Origin of the sequence: Butyrivibrio sp. Su6 (genome assembly GCF_900108105.1) — a bacterium.
Taxonomy (GTDB): Bacteria; Bacillota; Clostridia; order Lachnospirales; family Lachnospiraceae; genus Butyrivibrio.
Map to the genome: position 1 here is coordinate 300,956 of NZ_FNUR01000002.1, position 13,943 is coordinate 314,898.

General features: G+C 42.1%; 9 protein-coding genes. All 9 read left to right on the forward strand.

Translation table 11 applies throughout. The features are described 5' to 3' along the window. Positions 1 to 15 precede the first annotated feature (15 nt). The 9 genes from C4S54_RS03710 (at position 16) to C4S54_RS03750 (ending at position 13,903) form a co-directional block, all read left to right on the forward strand. The gene (locus C4S54_RS03710; RefSeq protein ID WP_103868327.1) at positions 16 to 1,551 is read left to right on the forward strand and encodes a glycoside hydrolase family 28 protein; all 1,536 of its coding nucleotides are present in this window, start codon (positions 16 to 18) and stop codon (positions 1,549 to 1,551) included. A gap of 342 nt (positions 1,552 to 1,893) precedes the next feature. Beyond that, positions 1,894 to 3,234 carry a DUF2130 domain-containing protein gene (locus C4S54_RS03715; protein WP_103868328.1) on the forward strand — a complete coding sequence of 447 codons (1,341 nt, stop codon included), beginning with the start codon at positions 1,894 to 1,896 and terminating at the stop codon, positions 3,232 to 3,234. A 31-nt stretch (positions 3,235 to 3,265) separates the two neighbouring features. Continuing rightward, entirely contained in the window at positions 3,266 to 4,621 is a 1,356-nt protein-coding gene (locus C4S54_RS03720) for an MATE family efflux transporter (RefSeq protein WP_103868329.1), read from the forward strand. Positions 4,622 to 4,659: 38 nt separating this feature from the next. Then, complete coding sequence (locus C4S54_RS03725; RefSeq protein WP_103868330.1) at positions 4,660 to 6,315, forward strand: spermidine synthase; 1,656 nt, start codon at positions 4,660 to 4,662, stop codon at positions 6,313 to 6,315. A gap of 132 nt (positions 6,316 to 6,447) precedes the next feature. Then, positions 6,448 to 8,445: a methyl-accepting chemotaxis protein gene (locus C4S54_RS03730; RefSeq protein WP_103868331.1), complete on the forward strand. Its 1,998-nt coding sequence runs from the start codon at positions 6,448 to 6,450 to the stop codon at positions 8,443 to 8,445. A 13-nt stretch (positions 8,446 to 8,458) separates the two neighbouring features. After that, positions 8,459 to 9,448, forward strand: a complete 990-nt coding sequence (locus C4S54_RS03735; protein WP_160110670.1) for a substrate-binding domain-containing protein — start codon at positions 8,459 to 8,461, stop codon at positions 9,446 to 9,448. Between the two features lie 215 nt (positions 9,449 to 9,663). Then, positions 9,664 to 10,956, forward strand: a complete 1,293-nt coding sequence (locus tag C4S54_RS03740) for a chloride channel protein (protein ID WP_103868333.1) — start codon at positions 9,664 to 9,666, stop codon at positions 10,954 to 10,956. 171 nt (positions 10,957 to 11,127) lie between these two features. Further along, positions 11,128 to 11,385 (forward strand): hypothetical protein, encoded by a 258-nt coding sequence (locus C4S54_RS03745; protein WP_022775998.1) that lies wholly within the window; start codon positions 11,128 to 11,130, stop codon positions 11,383 to 11,385. A 268-nt stretch (positions 11,386 to 11,653) separates the two neighbouring features. Then, entirely contained in the window at positions 11,654 to 13,903 is a 2,250-nt protein-coding gene (locus tag C4S54_RS03750) for a carbohydrate-binding domain-containing protein (protein ID WP_160110671.1), read from the forward strand. The last annotated feature ends 40 nt before the right edge of the window (positions 13,904 to 13,943 follow it).

The window sequence follows — 13,943 nt, forward strand, 5'->3', positions numbered from 1 at the left end:
GGAGGAAAAACGGGTATGCAGATAGACAGGGCGACAATGCCTGATAATGGTGTGATCTATGAGGGTGATTATTATAAAGGAATTCCTTATGGGCAGTATATTAGGCAGCAGGGGCTTCCGGATAAGAACATGTCGAAGGTATTTGATATAAGAGACTTCGGAGCAGTTGCTGATGGAATGACAGTAAATACGGAAGCTGTTCAAAAAGCTGCTGATGCGGCAAAAAGCTCAGGCGGCGGAGTAGTGCTTGTTGATGGCGGATGGTACATTTCAGGTACTGTTAAGATCTATGACAATACTACTTTGTGGATAACCGGGGATAGTGCTTTGGTTGCATCAAAAGACCATGACAATTTTGTAGATGCGTTTGTGATCCTTGATAATGCGGAGAATGTCCGCGTTACAGGTGGTGGAAGGATTTATGGCAGCGGAGAATACTTTGTTTATCTGCCTCTTAAGAAGCCTCTTTTGACACCTCTTGAAAAAATCAAACAGCCACCATTTCTTTATGATCCAATGGGATATCCTGTGGATACTATGAGATATGCGATCAGAAGCCGCATCCGCTACGCTGAAGATAAATATGGAAATGGTCAGCCAAAGATCAAGAGACCTATGTACATGCTGTGGGCTAATGGTTGTAAGAATGTGATCATTGAGAATGTCATCCTGGAGGATTCCATGGACTGGAATCTGTGCATTGATGGGTGCGACAATGTGAAGGTTTCAAATGTAGTAATCAACGGAAACCGCCACGTAGCAAACACTGATGGTATTGATGTTATGGGCAGTGAAGAAGTTGAGGTCAAACATTGCTTTATTTCTACTGCAGATGACGGACTGTGCGTTAAGGCTCCAAGGGTCCACGACCACGACGGATTAAATGTGGCTTCCGAAGGAAAGATGCGTGGCACGAAGAATGTACGCTTTTCAGACTGCACGGTTCTTAGCGTTGCCAATGCTTTTAAGATTGGAACAGAGACTTACTATGACATTGAAAATGTGACATGCGAGAATTGTCATTTCTTTTTAGATATTTATCCGGGAACGTGCTCCGGTATTGCCATTGAGACTGCTGATGGAAGCAATGTAAAAAATGTTACTGTTCGCAATATCACCATGGACAACGTTGCCTGTCCGCTTTTTATCTGCCTTTGCAAGAGGAATAAGTTTGGATATGCTGATGCAGAGGATGAGATGAAACGCTTTTTGGGCGGTTCTATAGACGGCGTGGTTATTGAGAATATCAAGGCTGTAAATGCTGAGGTGCCATCAATTGTGACGGGATATAGGATGGAGGATGGCCAAGGAAAAGATCTTGGAGAGATCATGATAAGCGGATTTGATGTGACATACAGAGACGACAAGGAAGAGATAAATCTTTTACCTGAAATACATGAGAATGTCACTGATTATCCTGAGAACAGCGCTATGGGCGATGTGCCGGCATACGGCCTGTTTATCAGGCACGCACCGAAGTGTACATATTCAGGTGTCCATGTTGTGCCGCGAAGCATGAATACAAGGGAATGCATAGTAGAAGAATTGTAAAAAAGATGTTGCGAAGCAAACCATGTCTGATATAATCTAAATAAAGAAGCGGCAACCCCGCTTGATATGAACTGTAGTTACAAAGTTATAACCGCTAGTCCGGCCAAGAACAGGGCGGTTACTTCTTTATTGATACAATGAGTGTTGCAAGTGCAAGTAAAACTAAGGTGTAAGTAAACATATCTGCAAAGCTCACCATTGGCATCACCTCCTCGCATATGCGAGGCTACCGCTCCACATGTAATAATAGCATGTGGAGTTTTTTAATACAAGAACAAATGTTCGAACAAATATTCGCTATAATATGTAAAGGATTTGATGGATTTGATGGAGGTTAGGGATATGGCAGAACTTAAGTGCCCACATTGCGGGCAGGCGTTTACGGTTGATGATACAGAGCTCAGTTCGATCGTTCAGCAGATAAGGGATAAAGAGTTTGAAAAAGACCTGGATAGGCGCACAAGTGAGCTTGAGAAACACCTCCAGGAGAAGCATGCTCTGGAGATGGCTGCGCAGGAGGACAAGATCACTCTTAAGACCAAGCAGCAGTATGAGAAAGAGATTGAAAATCAGATCAAGATCATCGAAGAGTTAAAAACGAAACAGTATAAAGAGCTTGAAGAGCAGAACCAAAAAATAAATGAATTAAAAGAGGAGAAGGCTGCAGAAATTGAGCAGTTAAAAGACAAGCTCCGCGAAGCTCAGGAGAAGAACAGTAAGCTTCAGCTTGAGATAGAAAGCACTTCAGATAAGACCAGGCTTGCAGTTTTGGAAGCGGTAAAAAAGGTCGAGGATGAGAAGCATGAACTTGAAAGCTCATTCAATGAGAAGGCAAGAGACCTTGAAAATGCACTTACTCAGGAAAAAGAAAAAGGAAAGATCCTTCTTGAGCAGAAGGAAAAAGAAGTAGAGTTCTATAAAGACTTAAAGACCAAGATGTCCACAAAGATGGTTGGTGAGACCCTTGAGCAGCACTGTGAGATACAGTTTAATCAGCTCAGGGCCACAGCTTTTAAGAATGCATATTTTGAAAAAGATAATGATGCAAGAACCGGGAGCAAGGGCGATTATATCTACAGAGAAACTGACGAGAACGGTGTTGAGATCATATCCATCATGTTCGAGATGAAGAATGAGATGGATGAAACTGCTACCAAGCATAAAAACGAGGATTTCTTTAAGGAGCTTGATAAGGACAGAAAAGAGAAAAACTGCGAATATGCGGTTTTGGTATCTCTTCTCGAAAGCGATAGTGAGTTGTATAATGCAGGAATAGTTGATGTTTCTTACAAGTATGACAAGATGTACGTTGTAAGGCCACAGTGCTTCATTCCAATGATCACGCTTTTAAGGAATGCCGCTCTTGGTGCGCTTTCATACAAGCAGGAGCTGGCAGCAGTCCGCAATCAGGATATTGATATCTCCAATTTTGAAGATTCTCTCATGAAGTTTAAGGATGACTTTAGCAAGAATTACAATCTTGCCCACAAGCATTTTGATACTGCTATAGAAGAAATCGATAAGACTATCCAGCACCTTGAAAAGGTGAAAAAAGAACTTCTTGGAAGCGACAATCAGCTTAGGATTGCCAACAGTAAGGTGGATGATGTCAGCGTAAAAAAGCTTACAAGGAACAATCCTACTATGAAGGCGAAGTTCGATGAGCTGAAAGAGCAGCAATAAAATATTAAGAAGAAAATAGGTTATATACTTAATGGCAACACAAAACAGAAGAGAATATTTAACAACAACACCGGTACCAAAACTTATTCTGTCGCTGTCTGTGCCGACTATAATAAGCATGCTGGTAACGGCTATTTATAACACAGCAGATACATTTTTTGTAGCAAGGGTGTCATCTGATCCTGTGGTCAATACCGCAGCAACGGCATCCGTAGGACTTGTATTTACAGTGATGGCGCTTATTCAGGCAACAGGATTTTTCTGTGGTCACGGCTCAGGCAATTTCCTTTCCAGAATGCTTGGGGCTGGCAATCACAAAGAGGCCAATGAGATGGCATCCACCGGATTTGCACTGTCGCTGATTCTTGGAGTTATCTTTGCAATAGTAGGAAATATCTACGTAGAAGAGATTGCACAGTTTCTTGGTGCCACGAGCACAACCATGCAGTTTACCATGGATTACATGAGGATAATCCTGTTTGGAGCCCCATTTATGATGGCGCAGTTTGTTATCAACAATCAGCTGCGATTCCAGGGAAGTGCAGTATATGCCATGATCGGACTTATGTGCGGCGCTGTCATGAATATTGTTCTTGATCCGCTTCTTATCCTTGTCTTCCACATGCAGGTCAGAGGTGCTGCAATCGCTACAGTAATGGGACAGATCACCAGCTTTATTGTTCTTTTAATTGGAACAAGCAAGGGTGAGAATATTAAACTCAGCCTGAAAAATGTCCATATCAATGGTTATTACTTAAAAGAAATCGTAAATGGCGGTGCCCCTTCTTTATTCAGACAGGGGATGGCAGCTATTGCCACTCTTATCCTCAACAGAACTGCAGGAGCTATTGGCTCAGACGCTGCAATCGCAGGAATGTCTGTTGCGGGAAGAGTCATGATGATGATGGCTTCTGCTCTTATCGGATTTGGTCAGGGATATCAGCCCGTCTGTTCATTTAACTATGGCGCAGGCCTTACAAAGAGGGTAAAAGAGGGATTCATTTTCTGCGTGAAGTATTCAACAGTATTTCTCGTTGGAATAGGCGTTGTATGCTTTATTTTTGCTCCGGATATAATAACTCTTTTCTCCAAAAATCCGATGGCAATGGAGGTTGGTGTGGCAGCACTCAGATTTCAGGCCTGCACGCTTCCGCTTTCAGGAACAATCGTTATCAGCAACATGATGCTTCAGTCTATTGGAAAAGGTGTCAAAGCTTCCATAATGGCATCCTCAAGAAATGGCCTTTTCTTTATACCAATGATATTGATATTACCTCCATTATTGGGTATTCTTGGAGTTGAGATGGCGCAGTCCTGTGCCGATGTGCTTTCTTTTGGACTGGCTATTCCTCTTGCCGCGTCAGAGCTTAAGAAATTTAACGACTGATACCGGCAATATAAAAATGAGAAGTGTTGGGTGAGTAGATGAGACATAAGAAAATATTAAAAAATAAGTTATTTCTTTATTTAACAGAGTTCTTTTCAGGAATGTCTGTAATGGCGGTAGAGCTTGGTGCAAGCAGGCTCCTGGCCCCATATTTTAGTTCATCACAGATTGTGTGGACTATAATAATCGGAACGATCATGATTGCCATGGCGCTTGGTAATATCTACGGTGGCCGAAAAGCCGATAAGGACAAGGATCCCGGAAAACTCTATGGAAGGGTTCTTATCGCAGCACTTTGGATAGCGCTGATCCCGGTTGTTGGAAAGTACATAATACTTGGAATTTCAGCAATTTTGGTATTTACTGTTAACTCGAATTTCCTCGTGATCGCAGCCTTTGCGGCGTGTATGATCGTGTTTGTTTATCCTTTGTTTTTGCTTGGAACTGTTACACCGAGCCTTGCGAAATATACAACAGATTCCCTTGAGGATAACGGAAGGATTATCGGAACTCTCGGTGCATTTAATACAGTAGGAAGCATTATCGGTACTTTTGCTCCTACATTTATAACTATTCCTGCAGTCGGAACTTCAGTTACATTCCTTATTTTCGCAGGTATCCTGGTAGCACTTTGCGTTTGCTATTTTCTAAGTCCGGATGAGGCGGAAGAAAAAACTCAAAAAAAAAATCTAAGTAAAGTAATAGCGGGGATACTGATCTTTGATATATGTTGCGTCTTTGGACACAGCACAAGCTTCGCTTTCTGGGAGAGTGGCCTTACCTATGAAGGCGAGTCCGTATACAACTATCTTCAGGTAAAAGAAACACCAAATTCTGTAATCCTTTCCACAAACGTTCTCTTTGGAGTTCAGTCGGTTCTGGTAAAAGAAGGGGCGCTGACCGGTATGTATTATGACTATGCCATGGCAGCTCCTTACATGTGCGGAGTAAAAGACAAGGCGGAAAATGGTGAGGATGTGGATGTACTTATCCTTGGAATGGGGTCAGGCACATACGCGACACAGCTTAGCAGATATTTTGATAATGTGAATGTCACCGGTGTTGAGATTGATGATAAGATTACAGATTTAGCCCATAAGTATTTTGAACTTCCTGATACTACTTCAGTTACAACCTATGATGGAAGAGCCTATCTGGCAGCAGTAAGTGACCAGTATGATGTTATCATGGTTGACGCATATCAGGATATTACTATTCCATTTCAGATGTCTTCTGTGGAGTTCTTTTCCCTGGTAAAAGAGCATTTGGCACCCGGTGGTGTTATGGTGGTCAACATGAACATGTACAGTGATGAGTCCCAGAGTGGAAGCCAGCAGGCTACGATCAACACGTATCTGGCGGACACCATTTCATCAGTGTTTAAGAACGTTGTAGTAGTTGATGTTCCAGGGGCAACCAATAAAGAGCTGTTTGCCACAGAGTCAGATGAGTTTCTTACTAATCTTGAGAGCAATGCGGCAAAAGAGGAAAATGAAAAACTGGCGGCCATGATGGAGAGAGCTCTTTTGACTGCGACAGAATATGAAGCGGGTGAGAATATCATGACTGATGACAAGGCACCTGTTGAGCTTCTTGGTATGAAACAGATTGACTCAATAATCAAGGATGAAGTGCAGTATTACAAGGAAATCTACAGATCACAGGGAATTGAAGGATTGATAAACAGTTTGTAAACTGTCTGAAAATTGTATAAATTAGTACGAAATCGAGCACATTTCTAAATGGTTGATGCTATAATAAACATGCATTACCGATTTAGTAATGTGCTATTTTTTTGTGTCCGCGAAAGCGAGAAAGAGAGAAAAATGGGTGAAAAGACTGAAAAAAAGAAAAAAACAAAAAAGATAAGTACTAAGCTTATTAGCTACATCGTTCCGCTTGTATCGGCGATGGTTATCGCGCTTGTTCTTGTGGCGTCGCTTCTTTCAAAGAGCAGAATGACTGAAATGGCGAATGAAACTCTTGAGTCGTCTATTTCAAACCAGGCTGACAATATTGAGGCATGGCTTAGTGAAAATCTGCAGTTTTTTAGCACAGTAAAATACTTTATAGAAAAAGAAAATCCTGCAGAGGGCGAGCTTTCAGGTATGCTGGATATGTTCTATGGCTATAACTCCAGTTGTCCAAACGGACTGTATATTGGAACGTCAAATGGAAAGCTTATCAAAGCGTCTAAGTCTGAAACTACCGAGTCTGATGTACTTGGAAGTGCATGGTATAAGCAGGGTATCACAAGAGTGGATATGGCTTATGGCGGGGCACATTCTGATGCAAACGGTACAACAGTTATCAGTGCTACAGGTATTTTAGATATGGAAGGTGATGAGCTGAAGGTTCTTGGCGCTGATGTGCCGCTTGACGCCATCAGTATCATCGTTAATTCCGGTGTAAAAATGGCTAATGCAAGCTCTTTCCTTGTGGATAAGTCTGATTACACGATCCTTGCCCATAGAAATTCAAGCCTTGTATCAACAAAGCTAACAGGAGCATCATCAGATGCTTTTCTTGATGGAGCATACAAAAAGCTTTCAGCCGGCGATTATACAACCGAAGAGATTGCAACTTATATGACAGCTTTTAAGGAAATAGAAGGAACTGACTGGGTGCTTGTATCATATATTCCTACAAGCATTATCTTAAGTGCGGTAACACAGATGAGTAATCTGCTTATCATTATCGGTATTATCGCAGTTGTTCTTATAGTTGTTTCAATTCTCTATGTGGTTAGAAGAGTTATCGCTCCTCTTGGACATATTACAGAAAATATCACAGCTATGTCAGAGGGAGACTTTACAATTGAAGTTAATTCTGAGAGTAATGATGAGATTGGAATCATGGGAGGTAAGGTTACAGAGTTTGTTACTTCCATGAGAAATATGCTTAGAAGTATCAGTGAGGAATCAGAGAAACTAAGACAGGAGTCTGATAGCAGTGATCAGGTTTCACGGACGATGTATGATGCTTCGCAGGCTCAGTCAGAAGCTATGAAGCAGCTTAATGAGACAGTTGATCAGCTTGCTACAGCGGTTAATGATATTGCGCAGAATGCAACAACTCTTGCAACTATTGTTTCTGACACAAGAGATAATAGTGACAAGGCCAATGAGAGCATGAAGGAAACCGTTGAGATTTCTAAAAAAGGTCGTCAGGACATGGAGAAACTCAGCACAGCCATGCAGGATATCGAAGCTGCAAACAACGAGCTTGTTAATTCTATCAACAAGGTTGGAACAGCTTCTGAAGAGATCACAAATATTGTTGGAATGATCGGTGAGATTGCTGAGGAAACAAATCTCCTTTCCCTTAATGCCAGCATAGAAGCAGCAAGAGCAGGTGAAGCAGGAAAAGGCTTTGCTGTTGTTGCTACTCAGATCGGTAAACTTGCGCAGACATCAGCAGAAAGTGCTCAGAATATTGCAAACCTCATTGAAGAGGTGCACAAACTTATAGAGAATGCGGTGGGACAGGCCCATGCCAGTGCTACAAGCATTCAGGAAAACAGTGAACTTATCGGCGTTGCCGTTGGTACTTTTGACCAGATTTATAACAATATTCAGGAATCCAACAAGCTTATTGAGAACATGATAGAAGATGTGCAGAAGGTTGATGATGTTGCAACCAATGTAGCAGCCATTTCTGAGGAACAGGCAGCCAGTGCAGATGAGATCCTTGCTACATCAGAGAATATGGTTGAGATGGCTGAGAATATCACCAGAAGTAGTCAGGATGTGGCAGATAATTCTGAAGAACTTGCAGGAACCAGCCACACGCTCACTTCTTATGTTCAGAAGTTCAAGATTTGAGGAGGCTTGTAAGATGAAAAAGATTATTACAGTTCTTTTAACAGGATTATTGCTGGTTACGGTCATCGCAGGCTGCGGAGCTGCTTCAGGAAGCACGGCGAGCACTGGTGGTGGCGGAAAGGCAAAAATTCTTTTGATTATGAATGATGTTACTGATACTTTCAGAGGCCAGCTGGCCGATGCGGTTACATCAGCAGCAACCAGCAGCGGAGCGACTGTTGATCTGGTTGAGACAGGCGGAAGCGTTGAGATGGAAGCAGAGCTTGTAGCAACCGCAGCTTCAAAGGGATATACAGCAATTATCCTGAGACCATCTGATGCCAGCACAGCTCTTCAGATGAATGTGGCAGCAGGAAATCTTCCGATCATCTATGTTAATAACCAGCCTTCGGATGAACATCTTACTGCCGATAAATATATTTACGCAGGTTCAAGTGAGGAACAGGCCGGACAGCTTCAGGCTGAATATGTTCTTAAAAAACTGGGCAATCCTTCAAGCCTAAATGTAATTATTTTTGAGGGAGAGCAGGGACATTCAGCTACAATCGGAAGAACCAATGCAGTTGTCAAGACTTTAAAAGAAAATGGCTGTAATGCGACATATGTATTTAAGGATTATGCAAACTGGTCTGACGCTGAAGCTGAATATAAGCTCGGAATCTTTATGAAGACAGGGCAGAGCGTTGATGCTGTTTTTTGTAACAATGACACGATGGCTCTTGGTGTTATCAGTGGAATGAAAAAATATGGTCTGGATTATACCAAGATTCCTGTGTGCGGTGTCGATGCAACAGCAGATGGCTGCGAGTCAATCTCTTCCGGTGAGATGGCATTTACAGTTCTTCAGAGCGCAGCAGGTCAGGGGGCTTCAGCTGTAAAGGCGGCTATAGCACTTGGAAGTGGCGGTACGATCGAGGGAATCGATTATGCTACAGAGGATCACAAATGTATCTATGTTCCGTTTGAAGCTGTAGATGCATCCAATGTGAGTCAGTACAAGTAATAAGTGATATGATAATAAAGGGCAGTGCAGTGCTTAAAAAGCATTTCATTGCCCTGTTTTGCATATTATGAAAACTCAGATTTTAAATTGTGAAAGTTTTATGGTTATTCCAAAAAAGTATTACGAAACCGGGGCAAATGTGTCATAATCCTAAAAATATCGCGATATTGCGGCGATATGAGCAATTTTTTTTAACAGAAGTTTGAGGTAAGTGTATGGAAAACAAGGAAAAGAACAGTAATCCTATCGAGTATATCATTGATCATATGCCGGAGATGGATCTTCTTGGGAGGATAAGAGTCTTTTTCAGGTGGATAATTCTGGGAAGTATAACAGGAATTGTGGTTGGAGCTATTGGTGCAGCCTTTGGACGCGCGATAGTTTGGGCTACAGGTTTTAGAAACGAGCATGATTATATTATTCTAGGGCTTCCTTTTGCAGGTCTTTTGATAGTGTTTCTGTACAGACTCTGCAAGGATTATGAGGATAAGGGAACAAACCTTGTGATCAAGTCAATTCAGGCGGGAGAAAACCTTCCTATTACGAAAGCTCCGCTTATTTTCATCTCTACGACTTTGACTCATCTGTTTGGTGGTTCAACAGGTCGTGAGAGTGCGGCGCTTCAGATGGGCGGAAGTATCGGCTACAATCTCGGAAAGCTCTTCAGACTAAAAGATGGAAATATAAAGATCATCACTATGTGTGGCATGAGTGCTGCTTTCTCAGCACTTTTCGGAACTCCTATGACTGCTGCGTTTATGGCAATGGAGATTGAAAATGTAGGTATTATGTACTATTCAGCTCTTGTGCCCTGTGTTGTATCGGCTCTGGTAGCTTCAGGAGTTGCAGAGTTTTTGGGAGCTCAGGGGGAAACATTTGCAGTAAACATCGTGCCTGAGTTTACTGTTTATAATGCGATATTTACTGCAATTCTTGCAATCTTGTGTGCAGTAGTCAGCGTTATCTTTTGTGATGTTTTGAAAATATCCGGGCGACTATATAAGAAGTTTTTTACCAATCCATATTTGAGAGTGTTTGTTGGTGGCTGCATTGTTGCGGCTCTTACTTTTATTTCCGGAACAAGGTATTACAACGGAGCTGGAATGAATGTGATTGAAATGGCTTTAAGTGGTGAGGCTCCTTATTTTGCTTTTCTTTTGAAGATCATTTTTACAGCGCTGACTCTTGGCGCCGGCTACAAGGGTGGTGAAATTGTGCCAGCTCTTTATATAGGCGCAACTTTTGGCTGCCTTTATTCACAACTTTTAGGATTTGATCCGGCCCTTTGCGCTGCTATCGGAATGGGGGCGCTCTTTTGCGGAGTGACCAACTGCCCTATTTCATCACTATTTATTTGTTTTGAATTATTTGGCTTCAAAGGCATGCCATATTATCTTTTGGCTGTTGCACTGAGCTACACCTTCTCCGGATATTCAAGCCTTTATAGCAGTCAAAAGATCGTTTATTCCAAGTTCCATAACAAGTATGTGAACAGGGATACAAATTGATATGGCAGGGAAATAAGCTGGTATTGAGGCATGTTTATTTTTGCATCAAAAGCATGTTGTCACTCAAGTAGTTATGTGATATATTATATGTAGTAATCAAAACTACATGCAATCATTTAAGAAACCACTATTTTCATGATAGCAAATAGAGATTTCACTTGGGAGGCAACTATGAACGCAAAGGAACTTCAGAAATATTTCAAAGAACACTTGGTACCATCAAAGCTTTACAAAATTGGTGGACATCATAAGAATAGAATATGCCTTGATAAAACTGAGAATGGTTGGGCTGTCTTTTTCCAGGATAAAAAAGAACGCATCGGAGTTATGAACTTTGTTGATGAAGCATCTGCCTGCAATTCCATGAAGGATGAACTTAGAAAACTCATGGAGCAGATGTACGGGGTTACATGGGCTCAGGCTAGATGATTAAATGTGTGGATTTTCTGCGTGACAGATTCGCATATTCAGTATAGGCGACTAATTTAATAAAGATAATATTTAAAGCTCACACTGGTTGGATGATCAGTGTGAGTTTTTATGTGTTTTTGGAAATTACTTTGCGCCGTGAATTTATATTTTCCTCAATATTTTTTTAGGCTGGATTTAGGTTGTTTTTTTAGAATGGCAGTGTAGACAAAGAGAATGAGTTTAAAGAACAGCCTAAAGGCATGTGAAAAGTAGAATGGAGAATAATATGTTAAATAAAAAAATGAAATCGAAAATGGGAATTGGACTTGCAACAGTAATGGCAGTAGCTTTGTTGGTTGCAGGATGTGGGACAACAACAGGTGAAAATGAGACAGCCACGGTTAGTACAGAGAGTGCAACAGTTGTTGCAAGTTCTGATGCAAGTATAGATTTAAGTGATGTTACAGCAGTGATCACACTTTCCGATAATGGATCAGTTGTGAGCGGTAACGGAGCAAGTGTAGAAGATAATGACATTGTGATCACATCGGGTGGAACCTATTCATTTAGTGGTACCTTAACAGAAGGAAGAATCAAAGTTGAGGCTGAGGGCCAGGATGTAACGATCGTTCTGAACGGAGCGACAATTACAAACAGCGAGAAGGATGCAATCTATATTGAATACGCAAACAGCGCAACTATCTACGTGATGGAAGGCACTGAGAACGTGCTTACAAGCGGAACAGAGACAACTTATGAAGAGGCTAAGGCAGCTATTGATGAGGCAAATGCAAGTGCTGAGACAAATGTGGCAGCTGGCGAGTCTGATAGCGCTACAACTGAAACGTCTTCTGCAGATACTGCAAGTGCATCTGAAAGTACAGATAGCACAGAAGCAGCGGATGAAGGATTTAGCAACAGCCAGAAGGCAACAATCATGGCTAAGTGTAGCCTCACTGTGGCCGGAAGCGGATCACTTACTGTTAATGGATACATCAACAATGGCATTCAGTCAAAAGAAATACTGACAATAAGTGACGTTAATCTCACTCTGGTTTCAGCAAATGATGGAATTAAGGCAGGAACAGAACTTAACATAACATCAGGAACATTTGATATTGATTCTTATGGTGATGCAATACAGTCAGACGGAACTCTTAATATTGCGGATGGATACTTTGACATCTTTACAGGAAACGGATCAGCATCAGTTGAAAAGAAATCCGAAGCAGCACCTGGCGGTGGCGGCATGGGCGGCGAGCGAAATAGTTCCGATATGATCGCAAAAATGCTTGAGAGAATGGGAGTTGATGGAGCAAGTGATCTTGCTGCAGCACTCGAAGAGGCAGGAGCTTTGGAAAGTGCACCAAGAGACATGAATAGTGTTGTTGACTGGCTAAATGGACTTGTCGAAGATGGAACCATTTCTGCTGATTATCAGACAACTATTGATGCAATTGAATCTGCTATGAGCAGCTTCCAGCCGGGACAGATGGGAGCGCAGAATCAGGCTAATATGCAGCCGACTGGTGATAACGGTGGATTTGGCGGAGGAATGATGGATGATGCAGCCGACTCTACAGATTCAGATTCAAACAGTGTGAGCCAGAAGGGTATCAAAGCAGAAGGTGTTATGACAATTGATGGTGGTACATTTACAATTGATACAGTGGACGATGCAATTCACGGAACATCAGATGTTGTTATAAACTCAGGAACATTTAACATTACATCTGGGGATGATGGAGTACATTCAGACACAAACCTTACAGTCAACGGAGGAACTATAACTGTAGAAGACAGCTATGAAGGAATTGAAGCGGGAGTCATTACTATAAATGATGGTGAAGTAAGCGTAACATCTTCAGATGATGGATTTAACGCATCTACAACCCTTACAGATCCTGATATCACAATAAATGGCGGTGTTGTTTATGTAAATGCCAGCGGTGACGGACTTGATTCAAATAAGAACCTTACAATAAATGGCGGAACAGTATATGTTGATGGTCCTTCTGATGATATGAATGCCGCAATTGACATAGGAACTGAAAATCAGGGGATCTTCGTTATAAACGGAGGAACAGTGACAGCGGTTGGATCATCAGGAATGCTTGAAAATGCAGACTCTTCATCAACTCAGCAGACAATTACTTATGTATTTAGCGAGAAGCTCGAAGAGGGAACTGTTATTACAGTCAGTGACTCATCAGGAAATGAAGTTGCAAGCTTTACGCTTATCAAGAGTGCGAGCGCAATCACTTATTCTTCAGCAGATCTTGTTTCAGGCGAGACCTACACATTTACAGCCGGTGACCAGTCAGGTGAGATTACAGCAGACAGCATTAATACAACTAACAGCACCGGAGGCATGGGCATGGGTGGCCACGGTGGCGGCATGGGCGGCCGTGGTATGATGCAGGGCCAAATGCCAACAGACGGCCAGGCCCCAACCGGTGGTCAGATGCCATCTGATGGACAGGCGCCATCAGGTGAGGCACCTACAAACGAGCAGGCTCCAGCATCAGGAAACTGAATAAAATAGACTCCAAGAGGCGGTTTGCAGATGATCTGGT

What these genes read in the sequence shown, in the direction of transcription:
- C4S54_RS03710 (WP_103868327.1), top strand. Translation starts at nt 16, where the DNA reads ATGCAGATAGACAGGGCGACAATGCCTGATAATGGTGTGATCTATGAG.
- C4S54_RS03715 (WP_103868328.1), top strand. Translation starts at nt 1,894, where the DNA reads ATGGCAGAACTTAAGTGCCCACATTGCGGGCAGGCGTTTACGGTTGAT.
- C4S54_RS03720 (WP_103868329.1), top strand. Translation starts at nt 3,266, where the DNA reads ATGGCAACACAAAACAGAAGAGAATATTTAACAACAACACCGGTACCA.
- C4S54_RS03725 (WP_103868330.1), top strand. Translation starts at nt 4,660, where the DNA reads ATGAGACATAAGAAAATATTAAAAAATAAGTTATTTCTTTATTTAACA.
- C4S54_RS03730 (WP_103868331.1), top strand. Translation starts at nt 6,448, where the DNA reads ATGGGTGAAAAGACTGAAAAAAAGAAAAAAACAAAAAAGATAAGTACT.
- C4S54_RS03735 (WP_160110670.1), top strand. Translation starts at nt 8,459, where the DNA reads ATGAAAAAGATTATTACAGTTCTTTTAACAGGATTATTGCTGGTTACG.
- C4S54_RS03740 (WP_103868333.1), top strand. Translation starts at nt 9,664, where the DNA reads ATGGAAAACAAGGAAAAGAACAGTAATCCTATCGAGTATATCATTGAT.
- C4S54_RS03745 (WP_022775998.1), top strand. Translation starts at nt 11,128, where the DNA reads ATGAACGCAAAGGAACTTCAGAAATATTTCAAAGAACACTTGGTACCA.
- C4S54_RS03750 (WP_160110671.1), top strand. Translation starts at nt 11,654, where the DNA reads ATGTTAAATAAAAAAATGAAATCGAAAATGGGAATTGGACTTGCAACA.